We start from the raw sequence: 25951 nt of genomic DNA on the forward strand, positions 1-25951 counted from the left end.
ACCTTCGCCGTCGGCCCCCTGTGAGCCGGTTCGCCCACGGCGAACGTGCAGGTGGAACATGAGTGCCTCCCGCTCAAGTTATTGAGGGTAGCGACCGGCGCGGGGCCGGTCGGACGACGAGCGAGGAGTGCACATGAGCAACGTGGCTTTGCGGACGCCGGCCTGGGATCTGGACCGCTGGGTACGGGACTTCTTCGGTCCGGCGGCCGCCAACGACTGGCTGGGCGGGCCGGCCGGCAGCGGTTTCCGACCGGCCGCCGAGATCACCAAGGACGGTGACGATGCGGTGGTCCGGGTCGAACTGCCCGGTGTCGACGTCGAGAAGGACGTGACCGTCGAGATCGATCGCGGCCGTCTGGTCATCCACGGTGAGCGGCGCGACGAGCGCGGCGAGCACAAGGACGGCCGGACCCTGCAGGAGGTGCGGTACGGCGCGTTCCGGCGCAGCTTCGCGCTGCCGCAGCACGTGACCGGCGAGGCCATCTCCGCGGCATATGACGCGGGCGTGCTGACCGTCCGCGTGGCGGGCGCCTATGCGGGCAGCCAGCCTCAGCGCATCGCGATCGACAGCAAGTAGCCGTCGAGCAGACACAAAAGCCCCGTAACACGCCGGTGTTGCGGGGCTTTTGTGTCTGCTCGCGCGGGGCAGCCTCAGCCCCAGCGGCCCAGGATCTCGTTGGCCCGCGCGGCCAGCGCCGCCTGCAGGAACGGCCCGAAGCTGATGCGGGCGACCCCGAGCGGACCGAAGGACGCCGGGTCGTCGGAGTCCGGGATACCGATCGCGTTGACCGGCAGCGGTAGCTCCGAGGTCAGTCGGCGCATGGTGTCGTCGTCGTGCCGGCCCACCGGGTAGAGCACGTCGGCCCCGGCCGCGGCGGCCTCCTTGAGCCGGGCGATCGCGCGGTCGGTGCGGTCTGACTCGTCGCCGTCCTTGCGCAGGAAGAGATCGGTGCGGGCGTTGACCACGACGTGGACGCCCGCGGCGTCGGCCGCCGACCGCAGCGCGCCCACCAGTTCGGCATGTTCGGCCGACCCGCGCAACCGGCCGCCGTCGCTGTGCACGGTGTCCTCGATGTTCAGGCCGACCGCGCCCACCGACAACAACCCGTCGATCAGCCGCTGTGCCGGCTGCGCGTAACCGGACTCGATGTCGACCGAGACCGGCACATCCACCGACTCGGTGATCTGCTTGACGCGGGTCAGCAGTTCGTCGAACGTCATGCCCTCGTTGTCGGCGCGCCCGACCGAATCGGCGACCGGATGGCTGCCGACCGTCAGCGCGGCGAAGCCCGCGTCCACCGCGAGCCGGGCCGACCAGGCGTCCCACACGGTGGGCAGGACCACCGGATTGCCGGGTCGGTGCAGTTCGAGCAGGGTGGTCGCGCGCTGGTCCAGATCGGTGTCGGTCACCCCCACATCCTGCCGCCGCCGACGTGATCTGTCTCACTGTTAAGTCCGTGATGTGGCTAGCATCGAGTGCGTACTGTGATCCGAGACACCCTTCAGCCCAAGGAGGTCAATTTGTCCAGCACCACCGAATTCGCGGAACTGCACGAGCTCATCGGCGGTCTTCGGCGTTGCGTCACATCGCTGGCCTCCCGCTACGGGGACTCGCCGGCCATGCGACGCATCGTCAACGACGCCGAACGCATCCTCAACGACATCGACCGTCTCGACATCGACGCCGAGGAACTCGAACTCGGCCGCGGCCTGAGTCGGCACCACCATGTCGGCGAGAAGATCCCGATCCCCGACACCCAGTACGACTCCGACTTCTGGCGCGGCGTCGACGACGAAGGGCTCGGCGGAACCCGTTGACCTCGCGCGGGCCTGCCGGTTCGCTCCGACCACATTCCCGCGGGCCGCCCCACCATGCCCGCCCTCGACCGATCTGCGAAAGGCAACCGTGAGCGCACCCACCGCCGACCGGGAAGGCAACGGCGTCTTCTCACCGACACGTGCTCAGATTCCGCAGCGCACGCTGCGCACCGACCGGTGGTGGCAGTCACCGCTGGTGGTCGACCTGGGTTTCGCCGCGTTCGTCATCTACGCGACCGTGCGGGCGTTCATGCAGAAGTGGTACTACGTCGCCGACTACCACTACCTGACGCCGTTCTACTCGCCGTGTGTGAGCACCGGGTGCACCCCGGAGGCCAGCCACTTCGGCCAGTTCCTGCCCGACGTGTGGTGGCTGCCCTACGCCGCGCTGTCGCTGCCGTTCCTCCTGCTGTTCCGACTGACCTGCTACTACTACCGCGGCGCCTACTACCGGTCGGTGTGGCAGGCGCCCACCGCCTGCGCGGTCGCCGAGCCGCACGCCACCTACACCGGTGAGACCCGGTTCCCGCTGATCATCCAGAACACCCACCGCTATTTCTTCTACATCGCGGCCATCATCTCGGTGATCAACACCTACGACGCGATCATCGCCTTCCACTCCCCGAGCGGTTTCGGGTTCGGTCTGGGCAACGTCATTCTCGTGGTCAACGTGGTGATGCTGTGGGTGTACACGATTTCGTGTCACTCCTGCCGGCACGTGGTGGGCGGACGGCTCAAGCATTTCTCCAAGCACCCGGTCCGGTACTGGATGTGGACGCAGGTCAGCCGGCTCAACACCCGGCACAAGCTGTACGCGTGGGTCACCCTCGGCACGCTGATGCTCACCGATTTCTACGTCATGCTGGTGTCCAGCGGCGCCATTTCCGATCTGCGGTTCATCGGCTGACACATCCAGGGCAGCAACGAGTTTCGCGATAAAGAACGTCAGATGAGTGAGGATTGATGGCTGAGGCCGAAATTGAACGCCACCAGTACGACGTCATCGTCATAGGTGCCGGCGGCGCTGGGTTGCGCGCGGTGATCGAAGCGCGTCAGCGCGGACTGCGGGTGGCCGTGGTGTGCAAGTCGCTGTTCGGCAAGGCGCACACCGTGATGGCCGAGGGCGGCTGCGCGGCGGCGATGAAGAACGCCAACCCCAAGGACACCTGGCAGGTCCACTTCGCCGACACCATGCGCGGCGGCAAATTCCTCAACAACTGGCGGATGGCCGAACTGCACGCGCAGGAGGCCCCCGACCGGGTCTGGGAACTCGAGACCTACGGCGCGCTGTTCGACCGCACCAAGGACGGCAAGATCAGCCAGCGCAACTTCGGCGGCCACACCTACGCCCGCCTGGCCCACGTCGGTGACCGCACCGGCCTGGAGATCATCCGCACGCTGCAGCAGAAGATCGTCTCGCTACAGCAGGAGGACAAGGCCGAACTCGGCGACTACGACGCCCGGATCCGGGTCTTCCACGAGTGCACGGTCACCGACCTGATCAAAGACGGGGACCGGATCGCGGGTGCCCTGGCCTACTGGCGCGAGAGCGGCAAGTTCATCCTCTTCGAGGCGCCCGCGGTGGTACTGGCCACCGGCGGCATCGGCAAATCGTTCAAGGTGTCGTCGAACTCCTGGGAGTACACCGGCGACGGACACGCACTCGCCCTGCGGGCCGGGTCGACGCTGATCAACATGGAGTTCATCCAGTTCCACCCCACCGGGATGGTCTGGCCGCCCAGCGTCAAGGGCATCCTCGTCACCGAGGGTGTGCGCGGCGACGGCGGGGTGCTGAAGAACTCCGAGGGCAAGCGGTTCATGTTCGACTACATCCCGGACGTCTTCAAAGGCCAGTACGCCGAGACCGAGGAAGAGGCCGACCAGTGGCTCAAGGACAACGACTCCGCACGCCGCACCCCTGACCTGCTCCCCCGCGACGAGGTCGCCCGCGCCATCAACACCGAGGTCAAAGAGGGCCGCGGGACCCCGCACGGCGGCGTCTACCTCGACATCGCGTCGCGCATCTCCACCGAGGAGATCAAACGCCGGCTGCCGTCGATGTACCACCAGTTCATGGAGCTCGCCGAGGTCGACATCACCACCGACGAGATGGAGGTCGGGCCGACCTGCCACTACGTGATGGGCGGCATCGAGGTCGATCCGGACACCGCGGCCGCCGCGACACCGGGGCTGTTCGCCGCCGGTGAGTGCGCGGGCGGGATGCACGGCAGCAACCGCCTGGGCGGCAACTCGCTGTCGGATCTGCTGGTGTTCGGCCGCCGCGCCGGTCTGGGCGCCTCCGATTACGTGCGCGCGCTCTCCGACCGGCCGACCATCTCCCAGGAGGCGCTCGACGTCGCCGTGAAGATGGCGCTGCACCCGTTCGAGGGTCCGTCCAACGGTGACCAGCCGGAGAACCCCTACACCGTGCAGCTCGACCTGCAGGACACGATGAACGAGCTCGTCGGCATCATCCGCAAGGAAGACGAGATCAACGAGGCGCTGGCCAAACTCGACGAGCTGCGCGAACGGTTCAAGAAGATGAAGGTCGAAGGCGACCGCCACTTCAACCCCGGCTGGCACCTCGCGATCGACCTGCGCAACATGCTGTTGGTCAGCGAATGTGTCGCCAAGGCCGCGCTGACCCGCACCGAGAGCCGGGGCGGCCACACCCGCGACGACTACCCGGCGATGGACGCGAACTGGCGCAACACCCTGCTGGTCTGCCGCGTCGAGGGTGACGATCCCGTCGTCCCGGACGTCGGCGTGACCAAGGAACCCCAGCCCAAGATGCGCCCGGATCTGCTCGGGTGTTTCGAGCTCTCCGAGCTGGAGAAGTACTACACCGATCCCGAAATCGCCGAGCATCCCGAACGGAGCAAGTGATGGGCACCTACAACGCGAGCATGCGGGTCTGGCGCGGCGACGCCGACGGTGGTGCGCTGCAGGACTACACCGTCGAGGTGAACGAGGGCGAAGTGGTCCTCGACATCATCCACCGGCTGCAGCAGACCCAGACCGGTGATCTCGCGGTGCGCTGGAACTGCAAGGCCGGCAAGTGTGGTTCGTGCTCGGTGGAGATCAACGGCCGCCCGCGGTTGGCGTGTATGACGCGGATGTCGACGTTCGACGAGAACGAAACCGTCACCGTCACCCCGTTGCGGACCTTCCCGGTGATCCGCGATCTGGTGACCGACGTCAGCTTCAACTACGAGAAGGCCAGGGAGATCCCGGCGTTCACCCCGCCCAAGGACCTGCAGCCCGGTGAATACCGGATGGCCCAGGAGGACGTGAACCGCAGCCAGGAGTTCCGCAAGTGCATCGAATGCTTCCTGTGCCAGAACGTCTGCCACGTGGTGCGTGACCACGAGGAGAACAAGAAGGCGTTCGCCGGTCCGCGGTTCCTGATGCGTCAGGCCGAACTGGACATGCACCCGCTCGACGTGCACGAACGGCGCGCCGAGGATGCGCAGGAGCAGCACGGTCTCGGCTTCTGCAACATCACCAAATGCTGCACCGAGGTGTGCCCCGAACACATCAAGATCACCGACAATGCGCTGATCCCGATGAAGGAGCGCGCCGCCGATCGCAAATACGACCCGGTGGTCTGGCTCGGCGACAAGCTCTTCCGGCGACGGTAGGAGCCGGAACAAGAGGCCTGAGCCGGCGCAACCGCTAGGCACTCCTCGACGCGGGCGAGTAGCCTCGGGTACAGCTGCTGATCAACGACGAAAGGTAGCGCCGTGAACCTGTCAAAGACCCATAGTGTCAACGACATTCGCACCGCGATCCGGGAGCTGTCCGTCCGCGCCGACCTGGCCCGCCGGGAAGGCCGATCGGCCGACGCCAAAGAGCTCGACCAGCGCGTCCAGCATTACCGCGAGGAGCTGGCCGACCGGCCGTGACCTCAGCCGCCGAGGCGGCGGAACGTGCTGCGGTGAAACACGATCGGGGCCACGTCCGGATGGACGGCGATGTCCTCGACCCGCAGGATCACGATCGTGTGGTCGCCGGCCTCGACGGTCTGATGGATCGAGCTGTCCAGCCACACGCTGGTGCCGTGGATGAACACCGCGCCGTGTTCGGTCGACTCGGTGTTCAGCCCGGCGAACCGGTCGCCCGCCTTGGCGGCCAGCGTCCGCGCGGCCGCATCGTGTGACTCGCCGAGCACACTGATGCCCAGCCGGGGCAGGTCCTTGAGCTTCGGCCAGGTGGTGGAGTTGTTCTGCACACAGAACGACACCAGCGGCGGATCCAGCGACACCGGCACGAAAGTGCTGGCGGCCAGGCCGACGCGGACGCCGTCCACCTCGGCGGCGATGGCTATCACACCCGTCGGGAAGTGACCGAACGCCTCGCGCAGGGTCGCCGGGCTCAGGTCCGTGGTACTCATAGCCTCCCCATCTTCACACGGCGGCGAAACACCGAACAGCGGGCATCGGCAACACATTTCCGCCGGGCGGTAACCTGACGCGCATGTCCGGGCAGTCCGTGGTGTCGCTGCTGCGCGAACGCGCCGGTCTGCAGCCCACCGACATCGCCTACACCTACACCGACTTCGACGTCGCCGCGGACGGGCAGGCCGAATCGCTGACCTGGGCGCAGGTCTACCGCCGGGCCGTCAACGTCGCGGTCGCGCTCGCCGGGCACGGATCGCCCGGTGACCGCGCGGTGATCGCCGCACCACAAGGGCTGGACTTCATAGCCGCCTTCCTCGGTGCACTGCAGGCCGGTTTCATCGCGGTGCCGCTGTCGGCGCCGTACCCCGGGGTTCCGGACGAGCGGGTCCAGGCCGTCCTCGGCGACGCCGAACCGGCGGTCGTGCTGACCACCGCCGCCGTCGCACCCGCCTTCACCGACTACGCCCCGGCCGGTGGGCGCGCGCCGACCATCCTGGCGGTCGACGATCTCGACCTCGACGCCGGCGGCGCTCGGGCGGCGCGGGTGAGCGCCCCCGATATCGCGTATCTGCAGTACACCTCCGGATCGACCCGGCTGCCGGCCGGTGTGATGATCACCGAACGCAACCTGCAGGCGAACTTCCGTCAGCTGATGGCCGCCTACTTCCCCGACCTGGACGGGGTGGCGCCGCCGGGCACGACGATCGTCTCGTGGCTGCCCTTTTACCACGACATGGGTCTGGTGCTCGGCGTCATCGGCCCGATCCTGGGCGGGTATCGCGCGCAACTGAGCAGCCCGCTGGCGTTCCTGCAGCGGCCGGCCCGCTGGGTGCAGGCGCTGGCCGCCCACCCGCACGCGTTCTCGGCCGCCCCGAACTTCGCCTTCGAGCTGGCTGTGCGCCGGACGACCGACGAGGACATGACCGGACTGGACCTCGGCGGTGTGGCCCGCATCGTCAGCGGCAGCGAGCGCGTGCACCCCGCGACGCTGGACCGGTTCGTCGAACGGTTCGCCCGCTTCGGCGCGCGCCCGGACATGATGTGCCCGTCCTACGGTCTGGCCGAGGCATGCGTCTACGTCGCCACCCGTCGGGGCGGCCGGCCACCGCAGGTGGTCGAATTCGACGCGCAAGCCCTCGCCCTCGGCACCGCGGTGCGCTGCGCCGAGGGTGCCGGCAGTCCGCTGTTGAGCTACGGGGTGGCCCCGTCGCCGGCCGTGCGGATCGTCGACCCGCAGACCGCCGACGAGTGTGCGCCGGGATCCGTCGGCGAGATCTGGGTGCACGGTGACAACGTCGCGGCGGGCTACTGGAACCGGCCCGAGGAGACGCGCCGGACGTTCGGCGCGGTGCTGGCCGGCACGCCGGGCCGGTCCTGGCTGCGCACCGGCGACCTGGGCTTCATATCCGACGGGGAGCTGTTCATCGTGGGGCGGGTCAAAGATCTGCTCATCGTCTACGGCCGCAACCACTATCCCGAGGACATCGAGGCCACCGTCGGCGAGATCACCGGCGGGCGGGTGGCCGCCATCGCGGTACCGGTCGAGACGACCGAGAAACTGGTCACCATCATCGAATACAAGAAACGCGGAGGTTCCGACGACGAGGTGCGCCAAAGCCTGCGCCGCGTACGCCACGAGGTGACCTCGGCGATTTCCCGGTCGCACGGCCTGAACGTGGCCGATCTGGTGCTGGTGTCGCCGGGCTCGATCCCGACCACATCGAGCGGGAAGATCCGACGCGCGGCGTGCGTCGAGGAGTACCGGCACGCGCGGTTCAGCCGCCTGGACGCCTGATCGCCGCCGCCGTCCGCTGATGTGGCCGACCCTGCTGATGATGGCCGCGGTGGTCTGTCTGGAGCCGTTCCGGATCGGGCTGACCGTGCTGATGCTCAACCGGCCCAGACCGGTGCTGCAGCTGGCCGCCTTCTTGGCCGGTGCGTTCACCATGGGGGTCCTGGGCGGCCTGGTGGTGCTGTTCGTGTTCCGCCCGGCGCTGCCGGAGTCGGGCCACGTCACGCTGCCCCGGGTGCAGATCGCGATCGGGGTGGCGGCGCTGCTGGTCGCCGCGGTACTGGCCGTATGGCGGCCGGCCCGACGGACCGATCGACCGCCGCGCGACATCGCGCTGCTGATCCGGGCGCGCCGGCTGCTCAACGGACATTCGCCGTGGCTGGCGGCGGTGGTGGGGCTGGGGATGGCGCTACCGTCGATCGACTATCTGGCGGTGCTGGCGATGATCCTGGCCTCGGGGGCGTCGGTGGCCACCCAGATCGCGGCGGTGGTGGTGTTCAACGTTGCGGCGCTCGTCCTCGTCGAGGCCGCGCTGCTGGTGCATCTGGTGTCCCCCGACCGCACCCGGGCGGTGATGACGGCGATCAACGACTGGATCCGGTCGCGCACCCGCCGCGACGTCGCGGTGCTGTTGGCCGTCGTGGGGGCGGCCCTGATCGCCGTCGGGCTGGCCGGTTCGTGAGCGCCGAGATCCCCGCGGCGGGCCGGGCGCTGCAGTACCGTAGGCCGTGGTGATGAGACGATCGCTCGCCGCAGCGCTGGCTGCCGTCGTCGTCGGCACCGGGGGCGCCCTCGGGACGGGCGTCGCGGTCGCCGACCCCGCCCCACCCGCGCCGCCCCCGCCGCCGGGACCCGAGGTGGTCTACGCGCTCGGCGGGGCCCGCGCGCCCGGCATCCCCTGGCGGGATTACACCGCCCGGGCCGGCGCGCAATACTTCCCCGGCACCCGACGCGACATCGTCGACTATCCGGCCGGGGCACCGTTCAGCTGGGTACCCGAGATGTTCCTGCCGCCCGGCGGCCGGGACCGCGAGAGCATCGGGGAAGCAGCGACCATCGCGACGCACAATCTCGACCAGGCCATCCGCGCCGGCTCGGCCCCGGCGGCCGTCGTCGGTCTGTCGCAGGGCACGCTCGCGCTCGACCAGGAGCAGGCCCGGCTGGCCGGCGATCCGCACGCGCCGCCGCCGGACCGGCTGTCGTTCACCACGATCGGGAACCCGACCGGCAGGCACGCGTTCGGCGCGAGTTTCCTGTCGGGCATCTTCCCGCCCGGCAGCTACCTCCCACTCATCGACTACACGATGCCCCCGGAGGTGGACAGCCAGTACGACACCGACAAACTCGTCGCCACCTACGACGGGCTGGCCGACTTCCCCGACCGGCCGGACAATCTGCTCTCGGTGGCCAACGCCACCGTGGCCTCGGCGATCGTGCACACGCCCGCGGCGTTCACCGGGCCCGGTGACGTCCCCCCACAGAACATCCGCAGCACGGTCAACAGCAGGGGCGCACGCACCACGACCTACCTCATCCCGGTCAACCACCTGCCGCTGACGCTGCCGCTGCGCTACCTCGGGCTGTCCGGCGCGTTCGTCGACCAGATCGACAGCGTCCTGCAGCCGATCGTCGACGCCGGATACTCCCGCTACGACGATCCGCGCCACCGGCCGGTGGCGGTGGACCCGGCCCGCGGGATGGATCCGATCGCGGTCCTCGACCCGCAGACCCGCGGAGCCATCGAGGACACCCTGGGCACGGTGCGCGACCTCATCGGCCCGCTCGGCTGAGCGTCACACCTGATCGAACACGGTGCGCCGCACCGGCGGACGCTCCTGCTCCCGGGGCCTGGTCCAGGGCCGCGCCGGCCACCAGCCGGCCCGGCCCAGCAGCGTCGCCACGGCGGGCACGGTGATGGTGCGCACGACGAAGGTGTCGATCAGCAGGCCGACCCCGATCACCACCCCCGACTGCACGACGGCGCCGATGCTCGAGAACAGCAGACCGAACATCGACGCCGCGAAGATCACCCCCGCCGCGGTGATCACCCCGCCGGTGGACGCGACGGTGCGGATGACGCCGTAGCGCACTCCGCGGGGCGCCTCGTCGCGCAGTCGCGAGGCCAGCAGCATGTTGTAGTCGGCACCCACCGCCACCAGCACCACGAACGCCAGCCCCGGAACGCTCCAGTGCAGCGGCTGGCCCAGCCCGAACTGGAACACCGCGACGCCCACCCCCACCGCGGACAGACACGACAGGATCACCGAGCCCACCAGGTAGAGCGGTGCGATCACCGACCGCAGCAACAGCATCAGGATCAGCAACACCACCGCGACGGTGACGGCGCCGATGAAGCGGATGTCGCGGTCGTAGAAGTCGCGGGTGTCGCGCAGGGTGACGGGGTAGCCGGACATCGACACCGTCGCGTCGGCCAGCGATGTGTTGGGCAGCGCGCCCCGCGCGACGGCCAGGATCGCGTCGACCTGATCCATCGCCGCGGTGCTGAACGGATCCAGGTCGGTCTGGATGAAGTAGCGCACGGCATGGCCGTCCGGCGAGATGAACAGCTGGGCCAGGCGCCGGAAGTCGTCGCTGTCGAACACCTCGGGTGGGATGTTGAATCCCGCCATGGCCGGATCCGACGCGTTGCGGCTCATCGCGGTCAGAAACGCCGACGCCTGGCCGAGACCGGCGCCCATCGTCCTGGTCTGATCCACCAGCAACTGCACCCCGTCGGCGAGTTGGCGGCTCGCCCCGGCGAGGTCGTCGGCCCCGGTCTGCACGGTGCTCAGGCGCTGCCGCACCGCGCGGGGGTCGTCGAGTCCCAGTGCGCGCAGCGCGCCGACGGCCTCGTCGAGGGACCGGCCGAGGCGGTCGACGGTCACGGAGAGCGTCTGCACCGGACCCGCCGACTGCAACTGGCGGGCCAGGCCGGTCAGCCGGTCCAGCGTGCCGTCCGCCCGCAGCACCTGCAGGCGGTGGAACTGGCCGCGCGCCGTGACGCACAGCGGGTTCGCCTGGCACACCGGGCTGCTGTCGAGCGCCGCGACCACGGGATCGACCCAGCCGAAGTCGGCGCCGACGTCGCCGAAGTTCACCGCCAGCGAGTCGCCCAGCGCGCGCAGTCCGGAGATCAGCCGGGTGGCGTCCCCGAGCTGCCCCAGCGTCCGCTGCCCGCCGAACTGGTCGGCGATCCGCGCGAGTGCGTCGACCAGGGTGCGCACCCCACCGACAGCCTGGGCGATCTGGGCCTGCGCGTCCCCGAGTCCGTCGGCGAGCTGGTCGGCGCCCGATGCCAGCCGGTCGAGGTCACCATCGCGGCGGTCGATGGTGGTCGAGGCCTCGCCGAGCTGGGCGCCCACCTCCCCCGCCTGGTAGGTGGCCCTGGCCTGCTGAAGGGATTCCCCGGTCGGACGGGTGACCCCGCGGACGACGGCGACGCCCGGCACCTGGCTGATCCGCTGGGCCAGCTGTTCCAGGTCGGCCAGCGCGCGGGGGGTACGCAGATCGTGCGGCGAGGCGATCAGCAAGTTCTCCGGAATGGTCTGGTTGACCGGGAAGTGGCGATCCAGCGCGGTGTAACCCACCGAGCTCTCGACGTCGTCGGGCAGCTGTTTGCGGTCGTCGTAGTTGAACCGTGCCGCCCCGGCGACACCGGCCAGCGCGAGCAGCACGGCCAGGCTGCCGGCCAGGTGGGCCGTCGGCCGGCGCACGATACGGATCCCGCTGCGTCGCCAGAACGCCGTCGTACGTTCGGTGCGGGGCGTGACCCAGCCCCGCCGGCCCGCGAGCACCAACAGCGCCGGAAGCAGGGTCACCGCGGCCAGGAAAGCGGTGCCGATCCCGATGCCCAGCGCCATCCCGACCGTCGAGAAGACGCCCAGCGTCGCGAATCCCATCGCCAGGAACGTCACCCCCACGGTGGCCGCCGACGCGGCGACGACCTTGCCGATCGAGAGCAGCGCGCGCCGCACCGCCTGCTCCGGCGCGAACCCGGCGCGGACGTGATCGTGGTTCCGGCTGATCAGGAACACCGCGTAGTCGGTGCCCGCCCCGGCGACCATGGCGCTGAGCAGCACGATGGTCTGGTTGGAGATGGCCATTCCGGTCCACAGCGACACCGCCGCCACCGCACCCTGCGCCGTCAGCAGGGACGCGCCGATGGTCAGCAGCGGCAGGCACATCGTCACCGGATTGCGATAGACGACAGCCAAGATGACCACCAGCAGCACCGCGATAGCGATCTCGATCGGCAGCCGGTCACCGGCACCGGCGTCGGTGAGATCGGCGACGGTGGCGGCCGGCCCGGTCAGGTTCACCGTGACTGCGGCCCCGTCGACGCGGTGGGCGATGATGTCCCCGACCCGGGTGTAGGCGCCGTAGGCCTCGGGGGTGCCCAGTTCACCGGTCAGCCCCACCGGCAGCAACCAGGCCTTCCCGTCCCGACTGCTCAGCGTGTCGCGCAACGGCGGGGTGGTGGCGAAGTCCTGCACCATCACCACGTCGCGGACGTCGCGGCGCAGATCCTCTGCCAGTGCGCGGTAGACGTCCTGGTCGGCCGCGGTGAGCCCGTCGTCGTTGCTCAGCACCACCACCAGGAGGTTCTCCGAGCCCGCCTCGCCGAACGCCTGCGCCATGTCCCGGGTCGCCACGGCCGACGGGGCGTCGGCGGGCAGCACGGCGATCGGGTTGCGCTCCGACATCGTGGTCAGCGACGGAACCGCGTGCGGCGCCAGCAGCGCGAGGACCGCCCAGCAGCCGATGACCAGCCAGGGCCGGCGCGCGGCGAGGTCGCCTAACCGGCCGAAGATCTGTTCACCTCCGGCTCCCGCCCCAGCCCGGGTGCGGTCCCGGCGGCGCGGCCGAACACCGTCTGCAGCACCTCGAGATAGCGGGCCACCGATTCCGCGGCCTCCGGATTGTCGGGATACATCACCGCCACCGCCGTTTCGTCGTGCACCCGGATGACGTAGATGCACATCTGATAGGAGTATCGCCCGTCGCTGTAGATGCCGACGTTCAAATTCCCGAGGTCGGCGGTCAACAGCGCCGACAGCGGCGGCGAACCCGCGTCGAGGAAATTCACCACGGGGAAGTTCGGTCGGGCGCGGGTCAGGGTCGGATGCAGTTCCCGGATGCGGTCGTAGGGGATTCGGGCCAGGCCGGCGCCTTCGTCGAAGGACACCTGGGCCGCGCGGGCGGCCGCGGCGAAATCCACCCGGGCGTCGGAGTCGGTGAGGGGCACCGTGACCGGGACGAGCCCGGTGAACCAGCCCTGAGTGGCCCATTCGGCGGGCGTCGAGCGGGTGTCGCGGGGGGTGAGGCCGTAGTAGACGTCGGTTCCGGTCAGCGCGCGCTCGGCCAGTCCGAAGGAGGCCAGCACACCACCGACGAAGCGGGCGCCGGCCGAGGTGCACACCGCTTCGAACCGGGCGGTCTGCTCGGCGTCGAGCATCCGGGCGGTGACGATGCCCGAGCGGTGGCGCACCGCCGGATCCCCCAGCGGCAGCGGGAAAGTGGTCAGCGTGCCGCCGTTGCCCTCGGCGAACCGCCGCCACCGCCGCACCTCGGGTGCGTCGACGGTCAGCGCGCGGGTGGACTCGCGCTGCCGGCGGCAGAACTCGTCGTAACCGGCTACCGGGGGCAGCGCGACGGGCTGATGCCCGGCCACCAGCGACGAGTACATCAGCAGGAACTCCGTCAGCGTCACCCCGACGATCATCGCGTCGACGTGGACGTGGTCGATGCTGGCGTAGAACGTGAAACCGTCCGCCCGCGCGACGATGCCGAATCGGAAGCAGTCCCAGTGCGACGGATCAGGTGTCGCGAGCACGAGTTCGCGGGCCTGCTGCGCGGTGACCCGGCCGTGCCGCGTGGGGGTGAATTCGATGTCGGCCGGGTCGTCGAGGCGGTGCCGCACGATGTCGCCGTCACCGGTGTGCTCGAACCAGCTGCGGTAGGTGTCGTGCCGGCGCAGATGCGCGTTGATGACGTAGGTCATGGCCCGCACGTCACACCGCCCGGGTGCATCGCAGGCCACGATCATCAGCCGGGAGTAGTCCAGACCCCGGGCCTCCTGGTCACGGATGCCCCGCAGATGCTGTGCCTGCATGTAGCTGACCGGGACGTCGCTCACCGGGGCGTCAGCCGCCGCGGCGAGCGACGGCGCGGTCGGCGACCACGACACGGCGGAGCCGTCGCCCGGATCCCAGTCGGCGGGGGTGCCCAGGGCCAGCGGACCTATGCGCACGCCGGCTCCTGCGCGGCGAGCAGCTCATCGCACAGCTGGTCGGCCAGGGCACGCACCGTGGTGATCTGTGCGGGGCTGACCCGCACGCCGGTTTCGGCTTCGATCCGGGTTCGCAGCTCCAGGTTGCCCAGCGAATCGAGCCCGTAGTCCGACAGCGGCCGGTCGGGGTCGATGGTGCGCCGCAACAGCAGCCCGACCTGGTCGCTCACCATGCGCCGGACCGCCGCCGGCCACTCGTCGCGCGGCATCGCAGCCAGCTCGGCGCGCAAGCCACCCGCCGCGGCCTGCCCCGAGCTGCGGAAGCCTTCGGCGAAGCGGCTGCGCGCGGCGAACGCCGTCAGCCACGGGGTGCCCGCCACCACCGCGTATCCGGTGTGGGCGCGGTCGTGGCGGATCAGCTGGGCGAAGGCGTGGGCGCCCTCGGCCGGAGCGATCGAGGCGCCCGCGGTCTGCGCCAGCGCAACGGCCACGTCATGGGCGCGCCCGACCTGCGCCCAGGCCCCCCAGGCGATGGCCGTCGCGGGCAGTCCCTGGGCCCGGCGCCAGCGCGCGAAGCCGTCCAACCAGCTGTTCGCCGCGGCGTAGGCGGCCTGCCCCGGTGATCCGACCAGCGCGGCGGCCGAGGAGAACACACAGAACCAGTCCAGCGGCGAATCCGCGGTGGCCTCGTGAAGATGGAGGGCGCCGTTCACTTTCGGCGCCCAGCAGTGCTCGATGAGCTCGTCGGTGACGTTGGCCAGGGTGGCGTCCTCGACCACCGCGGCGGCGTGCAGCACCCCGCGCACCGGCAGACCGGTGGCGGTGGCGGCAGCGACCAGCCGGGCCGCAGTCGGCCGATCGGCGATGTCGCCACACGCCACGACGACGTCGGCGCCGGCGGCACGCATGTCCTCGATGGCCGCGCGGGTGCGGGCGTCCGGCTCCGAGCGCGAATTGAGCACCAGGCGTCCGCAGCCCGCCTCGGCCATGCCGGCGGCCAGGAACCTGCCGAGCCCGCCCATGCCTCCGGTGATGATGTAGGCGCCGTCGGACCTGAACACCGGAACGCGCTCCGGCGGCACCACGGCGACACCGCGCTCGGCCGCGGCCATGTCGAGCACCACCTTGCCGGTGTGCTGGGCACCGGCCACCTGACGGACCGCCGCGGCCGCCTCGTTAACCGGGTGGATGCTGATGTGCGGCAACGCAATTACGCCCTGGCCGATCTGCTGGTAGACCGTGTGCAACAGCCGCGCCACCAGCTCGGGATGGCTGTGGGTCAGCAGCGCCAGGTCCACCGCGTGCAGGGACAGGTTGCGCCGGAACGGGAAGAGATCCAGCCGGCTGCCGGCGTAGATGTCGCGTTTGCCGATCTCGACGAATCGCCCCCCGAAGGCCAGCAGTTCCAGGCCGGCGCGCTGGGCGGCGCCCGGCAGCGAATTCAGCACCACGTCGACCCCGCGGCCGGCGGTGTCGGCGCGGATGGCGTCGGCGAAACCGGCGGTCCTGGAATCGTAGACGTATTCGATACCCATGTCGCGCAACGTCTGTCGGCGCTGCGCACTGCCCGCGGTCGCGAAGATCCTGGCGCCTGCCGCATGTGCGACGGCGATCGCGGCCTGACCCACTCCGCCGGTCCCGGAGTGGATCAGCACGCTGTCACCGGCCGTGAGCCGCGCGAGATCGTGCAGGGCATACCAGGCCGTGGCGTGGGCGGTCGGGATGGCGGCGGCCGTGTCGAACCCCAGCCCCGCCGGCAACGCCACCGCCAGTCGGGCGTCGCAGCGGACGTGGGTGCTCCAGCAGCCGTGCGGGCTCATCCCGCCGACCCGGTCACCGACGCGGTGGTCGGTGACACCCGGTCCGACGGCGGTGACGATCCCGGCGAAGTCGATACCCAGCTGCTGTTCGTGCCCCTCGAAGGTGGGGTAGCGCCCGAACGCGACCAGCACATCGGCGAAGTTGACGCTCGACGCGTGGACGGCCACCTCGATCTCACCCGGTCCGGGCACCTCCCGATCGGCGACCACGCGCTCCAGCGTCGTCAGGTCACCGGGCTGGCGGATCTGCAATCGCACAGCGGTTTGCGCGGATCTGGCTGTGGTGGTTCGCCGATCGTCCGGACCCAGGGGGGCCGGACGCAACCGGGCGGTGTACCAGTCACCGGCGCGCCAGGCGGTCTCGTCCTCGTCGGAACCGCTGCGCAACTGGCGGACGAGGTCGGCGGCGACGTCGTCGAGATCGGAGTCCACGTCGATCTGGGTGGTCCGCAGGTGCGGGTACTCCGCGTCGACCACGCGCAGCAGTCCGCGCAGGCCGGCGTGGTCGAGGTTCACCAGGTCGCCGGACCGCACGGCCGTCGCGTTGCGGGTCACCACGAACAGCCGCGGCGGCTCACCCTGCGGTTCGGCCACGTCACGCACGATCCTGACCAGTCGACGGATACCGGCGGTGCCCGCCGAGGCCATCACCACCAGACCGGCGACACCGTCGACGCCCCGGCCGGCCAACGCCGCCCGCACGGCGTCATCGCCGATCACCGCGCAGTCATCGCCGGTGTCACGCAGTGCGGTGGTCAGTGCGTCCACCTGCCGGTGCTCGGTCCCGTTGAGCACCAACCACATTCGTCCGGACGACGATGTCGGCGCCGGCAGGTCACCCCGGTCCCACTCGATCGCCAGCAGCCGTTCGTCGAGCAGCCGGTCGGCCCGCTCACCGGCCGATGCACCGGCCCCGAGGCGCAGCCCCTCGACGCTGAGCAGGACGGTTCCGGACCGGTCGAGCACCTCCAGGTCCGCTTCGCACTCCCCCGGTCGGGAGGAGGTGATGCGCGTCAGACAGAAGTGCGCATCGCGGACCGGCCGGTGCAACCGCATCCGGCGTACCCCCACCGGCAACAGCAGCCCGCCCTCGGCGGCGGCGCGCTGGACGTCCGGATGGACGATGATGGATTGGAAGCAGGCGTCGAGCAGGGCGGGATGCACCCGATGCGCCGTCTGTTGCGACCGGATGGCGCCGGGAAGGGCCACCTCGGCCAGTAGGGTGGCGCGGCCGTCGCCGGTGTGGACGGCGGCCAGCCCACCGAACGCGGTTCCGTAGTCGATCCCGATGGCCGAGAACATGTTTCGCAGTTCGGCCCCGTCGCGCCGGAGCCCATGCCCGGCGCACAGCGCGTCGACGTCGTGCGGTGGCGGCGGGTCCGTCGCGTCACCGGCACGTAGCTCGGCCCGGGACCGTCGCACGCTCTCACCGTCGTGGCGGGTGTGGGTGGTGAAATCCCATCCGCCGCCGAGCCCGGCCTGCGCCTGGGCCGACAGCGTGGTCTGCGGGTCCAGCAACAGGGTCTGTTCGAAGACGACGTCGACGACCTCCGCCCGCTCCCCGAGCACCGTATGCGCGGCGGCCAGGGCCATCTCGCAGTAGGCGGCACCCGGGAGCGCCGCCACCCCGTGGATGCGGTGATCGGCCAGCCATGGATGGGTCGCGGTGCCCACGTCGCCCTGCCACACGTGGCGCTCGGGCTCCTCGAACAACTGCACATGGGCGCCGAGCAGCGGATGTGCGGCCACCACGGACGCCCCGGGGGCGCCCGGCTCGCGGGTCAGCATGAGGTCGCGGTGTGTCCAGGTGGGCAGCGGTGCGTCGAGCAGTCGGCCGTCCGGGTAGAGCCGCGAGAAGTCCACCGCCGCACCGGCGCTGTGGACATCGGCGACGACGTCGCGCAGCCCGTCTGGGTACCGCTGCCCCCGCCGCAGCGCGGCCAGCGCGGCGACCGGGACGCCCATGCCGGCCGCGTTCTGCTCGACCGCATGGGTGAGCAGCGGGTGCGGCGAGAGCTCGCCGAACACCCGGAAACCGTCTTCGAGCGCCGCCTGAACGGCGGCCGCGAAGCGCACGGTGTAGCGCAGATTGTCGGCCCAGTAGTCGGCGGTGAACGACGGGCGCTCGCGCGCATCCCACGTCGTCGCGGAGTAGTAAGGGACGTCCGGGGTCATCGGTTCGAGATCGGCGAGCGCGTCGATCAGATCGTCGAGGATCGGGTCGACCTGCGGTGAATGCGAGGCGACGTCGACCGCCACCTCGCGGGCCAGCACGTCGTTGCGCTCCCAGGCAGCGACCAGTTCCCGGACGCTCTGGGCGTCGCCGCCGATCACGGTCGAGGTCGGTGAGGCGACCACCGCGAGCACCACGTCGGACACCGCGCGGATCGACAGTTGCGAAAGAACTTGTCCGCTGGGCAGTTCCACCGCCGCCATCGCACCGCTGCCCGACATCCGCGCCATCAACGCCGACCGGCGGCAGATCACCTTCGCGCCGTCGTCGAGGGTCAGCGCGCCCGACACCACGGCGGCGGCCACCTCGCCGAGGGAGTGGCCGATGACCGCGCCGGGATACACGCCATAGGATTTCATCGTCTCGGCCAGCCCGACCTGCAGCGCGAACAGCGTCGGTTGCACCCGGTCCAGCCCGGTGACCGTCTGCGGTGCCCGCAGCGTCTCGGTCACCGAGAATCCCGACTCGGCGGCGAGCACCGGCTCCAGTGCCGCCACCGTGGCGGCGAAGACGGGTTCGGCGTCGAGCAGATCCGACCCCATACCCGCCCACTGGGAGCCCTGTCCGGAGAACACCCACACCGGACCCCGGTCGTCTCGCCCCACCGCCGCCGGACAGGGCGTGTCGGCACCGGCGACGGCACGCAGAGCGGCACTGAGCTCCTCGGCCGTGCCCGCCGTCACCGCGGTGCGCACCGGCCGGTGCGCCCGGCGCCGGGCCAGGGTGTAGCCCAGATCGCGCAAGTCGCCGCCGCCAGCAGCCCAATCCTGCCCGTCCAGCCAGTCCGCCAGCCGGCCCGCGGTCGTGCGGAGCTGCTCGGCCGAGGTCGAGGAGATCGGGAACAGCTGCGGCGCTTCGCTTTCCGTCGCGGCAGCCGGCTGCGTCGCGGGCGCCTGTTCGAGCACCGCGTGCACGTTGGTGCCCGACAGCCCGTAGGAGGACACCGCGGCGCGGCGCGGCCGCCCGTCATCGCGCGGCCACGGCGTCGTCGTCACCGGCACCGCCAGCCCGGTCTCGATCGTGGCCAGGGCTGCGGGCAGCCCGGTGAAGTGCAGATTCCTCGGGACGACGCCGTGCTGCAGCGCCAGGATCGCCTTCATCATGCCCAGCGGACCGGACGTCGACTGCAGGTGCCCGAAGTTGGTCTTCACCGACGTCAGCGCACACGGGCCGGCGGTTCCGTAGACCGCGGCGAGGCTGGCGTACTCGATCGGGTCGCCGGTGGGGGTGCCGGTGCCGTGCGCCTCCACCAGGCCGACCGTCGCGGCGTCGACGCCCGCGACGCGCAGCGCCTCCCGGTAGACCGCGATCTGCGCCTGCTCCGACGGGGTGGCGATGGTGGCGGTGCGTCCGTCCTGATTCGCTGCGGTGCCGCGCACGACGGCCAGGATGCGGTCGCCGTCGCGCTGCGCGTCGGCCAGCCGCTTGAGCAGCAGCACCACACATCCCTCGCCGGAGACGAAGCCGTCGGCCGCCGCGTCGAACGCCCGGCACCGTCCGCTCGGCGACAGCATGCCCTGCAACGACCCCGACACCGATTTACGCGGTTCGAGGGTGACCGCGACGCCGCCGGCCAGCGCGAGGTCGCTCTCGCCGTCGTGCAGGCTGCGGCAGCCCTGGTGGATCGCCATCAGACCGGACGAACACGCGGTGTCGACGGTGACGGCCGGACCGTGCAGGCCCAGCGCGTAGGCCACCCGGCCCGACGCGAAGCTGTTGCTCGTCCCGGTGAAGCCGTACGGCCCCTCGGCGGCGCCGACATCCGCGCACAGCAGTTCGTAGTCGCCGTGGGTCAACCCCACGAACACCCCGGTCCGGGAGCGGGCGAGCGCGGCCGGGTCCAGGCCGGCGTGTTCGACGGCGTCCCACGACGTCTCCAGCAGCAACCGGTGCTGTGGGTCGACCGCGGTGGCCTCGCGGTCGGTCATCCCGAAGAAGTCGGCGTCGAACCCACCGACGTCGTCGAGGAACGCCCCCCAGCGGGACACCGACCGGCCCGGCACTCCGGGTTCGGGGTCGTAGTAGGCGTCGGCGTCCCACCGCTGCGCGGGGATCTCCCCGACCAGATCATCGCCGCGCAGCAGCGCCTCCCACAGCGCTTGCGGTGAATCGATCGCGCCGGGAAGACGGCAGGCCATGCCGATGACGGCCACCGGGGTGACGGTTGCTCCGCGCAAGATGCGTTCTCCTCGTACGTCCACCCACCCCGGGGATTCGGCGAACCCCGTCACAGTGCAACCGCGTGCCCCGTCCCGCGGCAGCGATTAGCCTAGCTACAAACGTTCCCGTTCGGGTGCATCGGCGCGAAACTTGCGCGGGACGGCCAAACCCGTTCCCCGCGAGGACATCTGCGTGATCTTGGCCGGTTAGGGACCGTCCGCCCAGCGGGCGGTCTCCCACTCCGGCGGGGTGCTGTTGAGCGGTATGTCGAGCCCGTCGTAGATCCCCGGCTGATGGCCCGCCAACCACCCGATGGCGCCGAGCAACCGGTTTGCCGCGGTGGTGTTGCCGCCGTCGGCGCGGGTGCCGCCGGGGACGTCGGCGCGCGACACGATCGTCAGCTGCGGGTCGCCGTCGATGATGACACGGTGGTCCCCGGCGCCGCCGGAAGCGGCGTCCTCGGGCTGCGGCCAGTCCGGTGCGCAGGACGGATGGATGCGGGTGATGTGGTCGATGACGATGCGGTCGACACCGCCGGCACGGCCGATCACCTTGAGCCAGAACGCGCCCTGGGTGCCCTCGTCGAAGGTGCCCATGACGGTGTCGACGGAGGTCTCCAGCGGCCGCCGCTCGAGTTCCTCGGCGATCTCGTCGATCTCCAGGCCCAGCCGCCGGCCGATCAACCGGATGTTGCCGCCCCACACCATCGTCGGGATCGAGGGCAGCAGCATCATCGGCGTCTCGTCCATCGGGCCCCCGAAACCGCACAGCACCTTGACCGCGTGCGGCTGGTCATAGGTGGAGTAGTCGAAGATCTCCTGGCAGTGGATGCTGCGGATCTGCGTGCACAGGCCGGCGGCGACGACGGCCAGGGCGTCGTTACCCCAGCCCGGATCGACACCGCTCACCAGCAGCCCCGACCCACCCTGCTGCGCGGCCGCGGTCAGTCGGTGCACCCACTCCTGCGGCGCGGACGCGGGGTCGTAGAGGGAGTACAGCGACGGGGTGACGACGTGGGCGCCGGCCCGTAGGCAGCGCTCGATGTCGGCCAGCGCCTCGTCGGGACGGATGTCCCCGGACGCCATATAGGCCACCGCGTCGGTGGCGGCGAGGGCGGCGTCGGCGTCGTCGGTGGCGATCACTCCGGTGGGGGTCGGCAGACCGGCGAGGTCGGCCGCGTCGCGGCCCACCTTGGCCGCGCTGGAGGTGATCACCGCGGACAGTGAAAGACCCGGGAAACCGGTGAGCGACCGAATGGCGGTGGAACCCATGTTGCCCGTTCCCCAGACCGCGACGCGAAGCATGCGAACAATCTAGATCACCGGTGAGTGACGCTCATCACAGCACCCGGTAATGCCTGCTCAGCGCGCATATCTGGACGAATGCGGCGCGTCGGCCAACCGCCTGGTTGGTTAGCGCATGGAAATTGCTGTTCTGGTGTTTGCGTTGTAGTTACCGGCGGGTATAGTCGGCCCCAGTTACTGGTGGGTAACTTCGACCGGAAGTACCCAACCGCAAGTGGCGTCTTCATCGAGGAGGAAATCGTGGGCCACTACAAGAGCAATGTCCGGGATCAGGTCTTCAACCTGTTCGAGGTGCTGGGTGTCGACAAGGCCATGGGTCAGGGCGACTTCAGCGAGCTGGATGCCGACACCGCACGCGAGATGCTCGACGAGATGGCCCGTCTGGCCGAAGGCCCCATCGCCGAGTCGTTCGTCGAGGGTGACCGCACCCCGCCGGTCTTCGATCCCAAGACGCACACCGTGACCCTGCCCGAGGGCTTCAAGAAGTCGATGCGCGCCCTGTTCGACGCCGGCTGGGACAAGGCCGGCATGGACGAGGAGCTCGGCGGTATGCCGATGCCCCGCGCGCTGCAGTGGGCCCTGATCGAGCACGTGCTGGGCGCCAACCCGGCCGCCTACATGTACGCCATGGGTGGCGGTATGGCGCAGATCTTCTACGACAACGGCACCGACGAGCAGAAGAAGTGGGCCAAGCTGGCCGCCGAGCGCGGCTGGGGGGCCACCATGGTGCTCACCGAGCCCGACGCCGGTTCCGACGTCGGCGCGGGCCGCACCAAGGCCGTCCAGCAGCCCGACGGCTCGTGGCACATCGACGGCGTCAAGCGGTTCATCACCTCCGCCGACTCCGACGACCTGTTCGAGAACATCATGCATCTGGTGCTGGCCCGCCCCGAGGGCGCCGGTCCGGGCACCAAGGGTCTGTCGCTGTTCTTCGTACCGAAGTTCCACTTCGACCCGGAGACCGGTGAACTCGGCGAGCGCAACGGCGCCTTCGTCACCAACGTCGAGCACAAGATGGGCCTGAAGGTCTCGGCCACCTGTGAGCTGACCTTCGGCCAGCACGGCGTACCCGCCAAGGGCTGGCTGGTCGGCGAGGTGCACAACGGCATCGCGCAGATGTTCGACGTGATCGAGCAGGCTCGCATGATGGTAGGCACCAAGGCCATCGCCACGCTGTCGACCGGATATCTCAACGCGCTGGAGTACGCCAAGGACCGCATCCAGGGCGCCGACATGACGCAGATGACCGATAAGACCGCCCCGCGCGTGTCCATCACCCATCACCCGGACGTGCGGCGTTCGCTGATGACCCAGAAGGCCTACGCCGAGGGTCTACGCGCGCTGTACCTGTTCACCGCCACCTACCAGGACGCCGCGGTGGCCGAGGCCGTGCACGGGGTGGACGCCGGGCTGGCGATGAAGGTCAACGACCTGATGCTGCCGATCGTCAAGGGTGTCGGTTCCGAGCAGGCCTACGCCAAGCTGACCGAATCGCTGCAGACCTTCGGTGGCTCCGGCTTCCTGCAGGACTACCCGATCGAGCAGTACATCCGCGACGCCAAGATCGACTCCCTCTACGAGGGCACCACCGCCATCCAGGCGCAGGACTTCTTCTTCCGCAAGATCGTCCGCGACAAGGGTGTGGCCCTGGCCCACGTGGCCGGCCAGATCGAGGAGTTCGTGAAGTCCGAGACCGGCAACGGCCGACTCAAGGCCGAGCGGGTGCTGCTGGCGACCGCGCTGACCGATGTGCAGGCGATGGCGGCCTCGATGACCGGCTACCTGATGTCGGCCCAGGAGGACCCCAAGAACGTCTACAAGGTCGGTCTGGGTTCGGTGCGGTTCCTGATGAGCGTCGGCGATCTGGTGATCGGCTGGCTGCTGCAGCGTCAGGCCGCGGTGGCCATCGACGCACTCGACCAGGGCGCGACCGGTGCCGAGCGCTCGTTTTACGAGGGCAAGATCGCGGTGGCGTCGTTCTTCGCGAAGAGCTTCCTTCCGCTGCTCACCAGCACGCGCACGATCGTCGAGAACATCGACAACGAGATCATGGAGCTCGACGAAGCCGCCTTCTGATCTCAGCTTTCCCCCTTACGCGAAAGGCCCCCGCAGCTGCGGGGGCCTTTTGCATCCGGCGGGGCGCTCAGAGCGGGTCGACGCCCACGGCACCGGCGTCGCTGACGTGCTCGGTCCAGCGATTGCCGTCCCACCAGCGCATCTCGTGCCGGCCGGACGGGTCGGGATGCCATGCGCCGGCCGGCGTGGCCAGCACCCGGTCGACGAGGCCGAACAGCGTGTTGATCAGCGCAGCGTTCTTGCCCCAGTCGACCAGACCGAATTTCAGCGCCGAGTGGACGGTCGCCGCCACGCCGTGCGGTCCGGGCCGCAGATGCACGCTCAGATTCTCCCCCCACGTCGTCAGGGACATGTCGGTGGAGAGCTGAATGACGCCCGCCCGCGGATCGGCCATGGTGACGGTCATCGCCTCGAGTCGGGCGGCCTCGCACATGGCGCGGAAGACATCGTCGTAGGCGGCGGCAATGATGCGGGTTTCGGATTTCGACGCGGGCACGCCGGCATTATGCCGATGCGGCAGCGGAGGGGTGGGTTCGGGAGGACGGTTCTGCGCCCGGCACTCCCGAACCCTCGCAGGGTCGGCCGACCCCTCGTGAACCCCTCGAACCAGAGGAGTGGCCTACCCAAGAAGTGGCCCCGTGTTGCCGTCGGGTCGGGGGGTCAGACGGCAACACGGAGCTACCCGGTGTATCGGCGCCCGCCGGGGCGGCGTTACACGACTTACCGAAGAGATTTCGGGCGACTCGGCTCAGGCCTCGAGGATGGCCGCGACACCCTGACCGCCGGCGGCGCAAATCGAGATCAGACCGCGCACCGGCTGGCCGGACCCTGTTCCCAGTTCCTGTCTTCTCTGCTTCAGCTGTTTGGCCAGCTGGGCGACGATGCGCCCGCCGGTCGCGGCGAACGGGTGCCCGGCGGCCAGCGACGAGCCGTTGACGTTGAGCTTCGACCGGTCGATGGACCCGAGGGCACTGTCGAGACCGAGCCGCTCCTTGCAGTACTCCTCGGACTCCCAGGCCTGCAGATGCGCCAGCACGACCGAGGCGAACGCCTCGTGGATCTCGTAGAAGTCGAAGTCCTGCAGCGTGAGACCGTTGCGGGCGAGCAGGCGCGGCACGGCGTAGGTCGGCGCCATCAGCAGCCCGTCCTTGCCGTTGACGTAGTCCACCGCGGCGGTCTCGCCGTCGACGTACCAGGCCAGCGGCTCCACGGAGTGCTGCTCGGCCCAGTCCTCGGAGGCCAGCAGCGACACCGAGGCGCCGTCGGTCAGCGGGGTGGAGTTGCCCGCGGTCATCGTCGCGTCACCGTTGCGGACACCGAACACCGGCTTGAGCTTGGCCAGCTTCTCGGGCGAGGAATCCGGCCGCAGGTTGTTGTCGCGGTACACCCCGAGGAACGGGGTGACCAGATCGTCGAAGAAGCCGCGGTCGTAGGCGGCCGCCATGTTGCGGTGGCTGGCCGCGGTCAGCTCGTCCTGGTCGACGCGCTTGATGCCCATCTCCTTGGCGGTGATCGCGGCGTGTTCACCCATCGACATCCCGGTGCGGGGTTCGCTGTTGACCGGGATCTCGATGCCCAGGGCCGCCGGTAGCTTGCCGACCAGTTTGAGCCGGTCGACGTTGGACTTGGCCCGGCGCAGGCCCAGCAGCGCCTTGCGCAGATCGTCCCCGAAGGCGATCGGGGCGTCGGAGGTGGTGTCCACCCCGCCCGCCGCCGCCGCCTCGTACCGGCCCGCGGCGATACCGTCGGCCGCGGCGATGGTGGCCTGCAGTCCGGTGCCACACGCCTGCTGGATGTCGAACGCCGGCGTGGCGGACGACAGCGCACTGCCGAGCACACATTCGCGCATCAGGTTGAAGTCCCGGCTGTGCTTGAGCACCGCACCGCCGATCACCGCGCCCAGCCGCTCGCCCTGCAGGTCGTAACGGTCGATGAGCCCGCCCAGCGCTGCGGTGAACATGTCTTGGTTCGACGCGTTGGCGTAGGCGCCGTCCGATCGGGCGAACGGAATGCGGTTGCCGCCGATCACGGCGACCCGTCGCATGGTCCTGTTGTCAGCCACGTTTGCCTCCACTGTCATTCCGGCTATGTAAGACCCGATATTACCGACCGTTCTTAC

18 protein-coding genes are annotated in these 25951 nt (G+C 70.0%); 10 read left to right on the plus strand and 8 right to left on the minus strand.

Annotation, left to right across the window (positions count from 1 at the left end; genetic code table 11):
- The first annotated feature begins 133 nt into the window (after positions 1-133).
- Entirely contained in the window at positions 134-577 is a 444-nt protein-coding gene (locus tag ACN27E_RS15985) for an Hsp20/alpha crystallin family protein (RefSeq protein WP_422742901.1), read from the plus strand.
- 74 nt (positions 578-651) lie between these two features.
- Here the strand turns inward: ACN27E_RS15985 and ACN27E_RS15990 are convergent, their stop codons facing one another.
- The gene (locus ACN27E_RS15990; RefSeq protein ID WP_422742902.1) at positions 652-1410 is read right to left on the minus strand and encodes an isocitrate lyase/PEP mutase family protein; all 759 of its coding nucleotides are present in this window, start codon (positions 1408-1410) and stop codon (positions 652-654) included.
- A 111-nt stretch (positions 1411-1521) separates the two neighbouring features.
- On the opposite strand from ACN27E_RS15990, the gene ACN27E_RS15995 reads away from it, so the two are divergent.
- From ACN27E_RS15995 to ACN27E_RS16015, 5 genes are all read left to right on the plus strand, one after another.
- Positions 1522-1818: a hypothetical protein gene (locus ACN27E_RS15995; RefSeq protein ID WP_422742904.1), complete on the plus strand. Its 297-nt coding sequence runs from the start codon at positions 1522-1524 to the stop codon at positions 1816-1818.
- Positions 1819-1906: 88 nt separating this feature from the next.
- Positions 1907-2725, plus strand: coding sequence for a hypothetical protein (locus ACN27E_RS16000; protein ID WP_422742905.1), 819 nt, complete (start codon positions 1907-1909; stop codon positions 2723-2725).
- A gap of 56 nt (positions 2726-2781) precedes the next feature.
- A complete protein-coding gene (locus ACN27E_RS16005) occupies positions 2782-4704 on the plus strand; it encodes a fumarate reductase/succinate dehydrogenase flavoprotein subunit (RefSeq protein ID WP_422742907.1) in 1923 nt (640 codons plus the stop codon).
- Positions 4704-5459 (plus strand): succinate dehydrogenase/fumarate reductase iron-sulfur subunit, encoded by a 756-nt coding sequence (locus ACN27E_RS16010; RefSeq protein WP_422742909.1) that lies wholly within the window; start codon positions 4704-4706, stop codon positions 5457-5459. Before ACN27E_RS16005 ends, ACN27E_RS16010 begins: the two co-directional genes overlap by 1 nt.
- 102 nt (positions 5460-5561) lie before the next feature.
- Entirely contained in the window at positions 5562-5723 is a 162-nt protein-coding gene (locus tag ACN27E_RS16015; protein WP_422742910.1) for a hypothetical protein, read from the plus strand.
- A gap of 2 nt (positions 5724-5725) precedes the next feature.
- Here ACN27E_RS16015 and ACN27E_RS16020 read toward each other — a convergent pair whose 3' ends face one another.
- A complete protein-coding gene (locus ACN27E_RS16020) occupies positions 5726-6211 on the minus strand; it encodes a flavin reductase family protein (protein ID WP_422742912.1) in 486 nt (161 codons plus the stop codon).
- Between the two features lie 83 nt (positions 6212-6294).
- Here ACN27E_RS16020 and ACN27E_RS16025 point away from each other — a divergent pair, with 83 nt between their 5' ends.
- From ACN27E_RS16025 to ACN27E_RS16035, 3 genes are read left to right on the plus strand one after another with little or no spacing between them, the layout of a single operon-like run.
- Complete coding sequence (locus ACN27E_RS16025; RefSeq protein WP_422742914.1) at positions 6295-8013, plus strand: AMP-binding protein; 1719 nt, start codon at positions 6295-6297, stop codon at positions 8011-8013.
- 19 nt (positions 8014-8032) lie between these two features.
- A complete protein-coding gene (locus ACN27E_RS16030) occupies positions 8033-8692 on the plus strand; it encodes a GAP family protein (RefSeq protein ID WP_422742916.1) in 660 nt (219 codons plus the stop codon).
- Between the two features lie 52 nt (positions 8693-8744).
- Positions 8745-9800 carry a PE-PPE domain-containing protein gene (locus tag ACN27E_RS16035; RefSeq protein WP_422749907.1) on the plus strand — a complete coding sequence of 352 codons (1056 nt, stop codon included), beginning with the start codon at positions 8745-8747 and terminating at the stop codon, positions 9798-9800.
- A 3-nt stretch (positions 9801-9803) separates the two neighbouring features.
- On the opposite strand, the gene ACN27E_RS16040 is transcribed toward ACN27E_RS16035, so the two are convergent.
- From ACN27E_RS16040 to ACN27E_RS16055, 4 genes are all read right to left on the minus strand, one after another.
- Positions 9804-12779 carry an RND family transporter gene (locus ACN27E_RS16040; protein WP_422749909.1) on the minus strand — a complete coding sequence of 992 codons (2976 nt, stop codon included), beginning with the start codon at positions 12777-12779 and terminating at the stop codon, positions 9804-9806.
- 26 nt (positions 12780-12805) lie between these two features.
- The gene (locus ACN27E_RS16045) at positions 12806-14260 is read right to left on the minus strand and encodes a condensation domain-containing protein (protein WP_422742918.1); all 1455 of its coding nucleotides are present in this window, start codon (positions 14258-14260) and stop codon (positions 12806-12808) included.
- Positions 14251-20469, minus strand: coding sequence for a sulfolipid-1 biosynthesis phthioceranic/hydroxyphthioceranic acid synthase (gene pks2, locus ACN27E_RS16050; protein WP_422742919.1), 6219 nt, complete (start codon positions 20467-20469; stop codon positions 14251-14253). Before pks2 ends, ACN27E_RS16045 begins: the two co-directional genes overlap by 10 nt.
- Positions 20470-20658: 189 nt before the next feature.
- Positions 20659-21756, minus strand: coding sequence for a dihydrodipicolinate reductase (locus ACN27E_RS16055; protein ID WP_422742921.1), 1098 nt, complete (start codon positions 21754-21756; stop codon positions 20659-20661).
- 240 nt (positions 21757-21996) lie between these two features.
- On the opposite strand from ACN27E_RS16055, the gene ACN27E_RS16060 reads away from it, so the two are divergent.
- On the plus strand, positions 21997-23832 hold the full coding sequence (locus tag ACN27E_RS16060) for an acyl-CoA dehydrogenase (RefSeq protein ID WP_422742922.1): 1836 nt from the start codon (positions 21997-21999) through the stop codon (positions 23830-23832).
- 67 nt (positions 23833-23899) lie between these two features.
- On the opposite strand, the gene ACN27E_RS16065 is transcribed toward ACN27E_RS16060, so the two are convergent.
- The gene (locus ACN27E_RS16065; RefSeq protein ID WP_422742924.1) at positions 23900-24328 is read right to left on the minus strand and encodes a DUF2510 domain-containing protein; all 429 of its coding nucleotides are present in this window, start codon (positions 24326-24328) and stop codon (positions 23900-23902) included.
- A gap of 252 nt (positions 24329-24580) precedes the next feature.
- On the minus strand, positions 24581-25912 hold the full coding sequence (locus tag ACN27E_RS16070; protein WP_422742925.1) for an acetyl-CoA C-acetyltransferase: 1332 nt from the start codon (positions 25910-25912) through the stop codon (positions 24581-24583).
- Between the last annotated feature and the right edge of the window lie 39 nt (positions 25913-25951).

Source organism: Mycobacterium sp. WMMD1722, assembly GCF_049315205.1.
Lineage (GTDB): Bacteria > Actinomycetota > Actinomycetes > Mycobacteriales > Mycobacteriaceae > Mycobacterium.

What these genes read in the sequence shown, in the direction of transcription:
- ACN27E_RS16030 (WP_422742916.1), top strand. Translation starts at nt 8,033, where the DNA reads ATGTGGCCGACCCTGCTGATGATGGCCGCGGTGGTCTGTCTGGAGCCG.
- ACN27E_RS16005 (WP_422742907.1), top strand. Translation starts at nt 2,782, where the DNA reads ATGGCTGAGGCCGAAATTGAACGCCACCAGTACGACGTCATCGTCATA.
- ACN27E_RS16035 (WP_422749907.1), top strand. Translation starts at nt 8,745, where the DNA reads ATGAGACGATCGCTCGCCGCAGCGCTGGCTGCCGTCGTCGTCGGCACC.
- ACN27E_RS16020 (WP_422742912.1), bottom strand. Translation starts at nt 6,211, where the DNA reads ATGAGTACCACGGACCTGAGCCCGGCGACCCTGCGCGAGGCGTTCGGT.
- ACN27E_RS16025 (WP_422742914.1), top strand. Translation starts at nt 6,295, where the DNA reads ATGTCCGGGCAGTCCGTGGTGTCGCTGCTGCGCGAACGCGCCGGTCTG.
- ACN27E_RS15985 (WP_422742901.1), top strand. Translation starts at nt 134, where the DNA reads ATGAGCAACGTGGCTTTGCGGACGCCGGCCTGGGATCTGGACCGCTGG.
- ACN27E_RS16010 (WP_422742909.1), top strand. Translation starts at nt 4,704, where the DNA reads ATGGGCACCTACAACGCGAGCATGCGGGTCTGGCGCGGCGACGCCGAC.
- ACN27E_RS16070 (WP_422742925.1), bottom strand. Translation starts at nt 25,912, where the DNA reads ATGACAGTGGAGGCAAACGTGGCTGACAACAGGACCATGCGACGGGTC.
- ACN27E_RS16055 (WP_422742921.1), bottom strand. Translation starts at nt 21,756, where the DNA reads ATGCTTCGCGTCGCGGTCTGGGGAACGGGCAACATGGGTTCCACCGCC.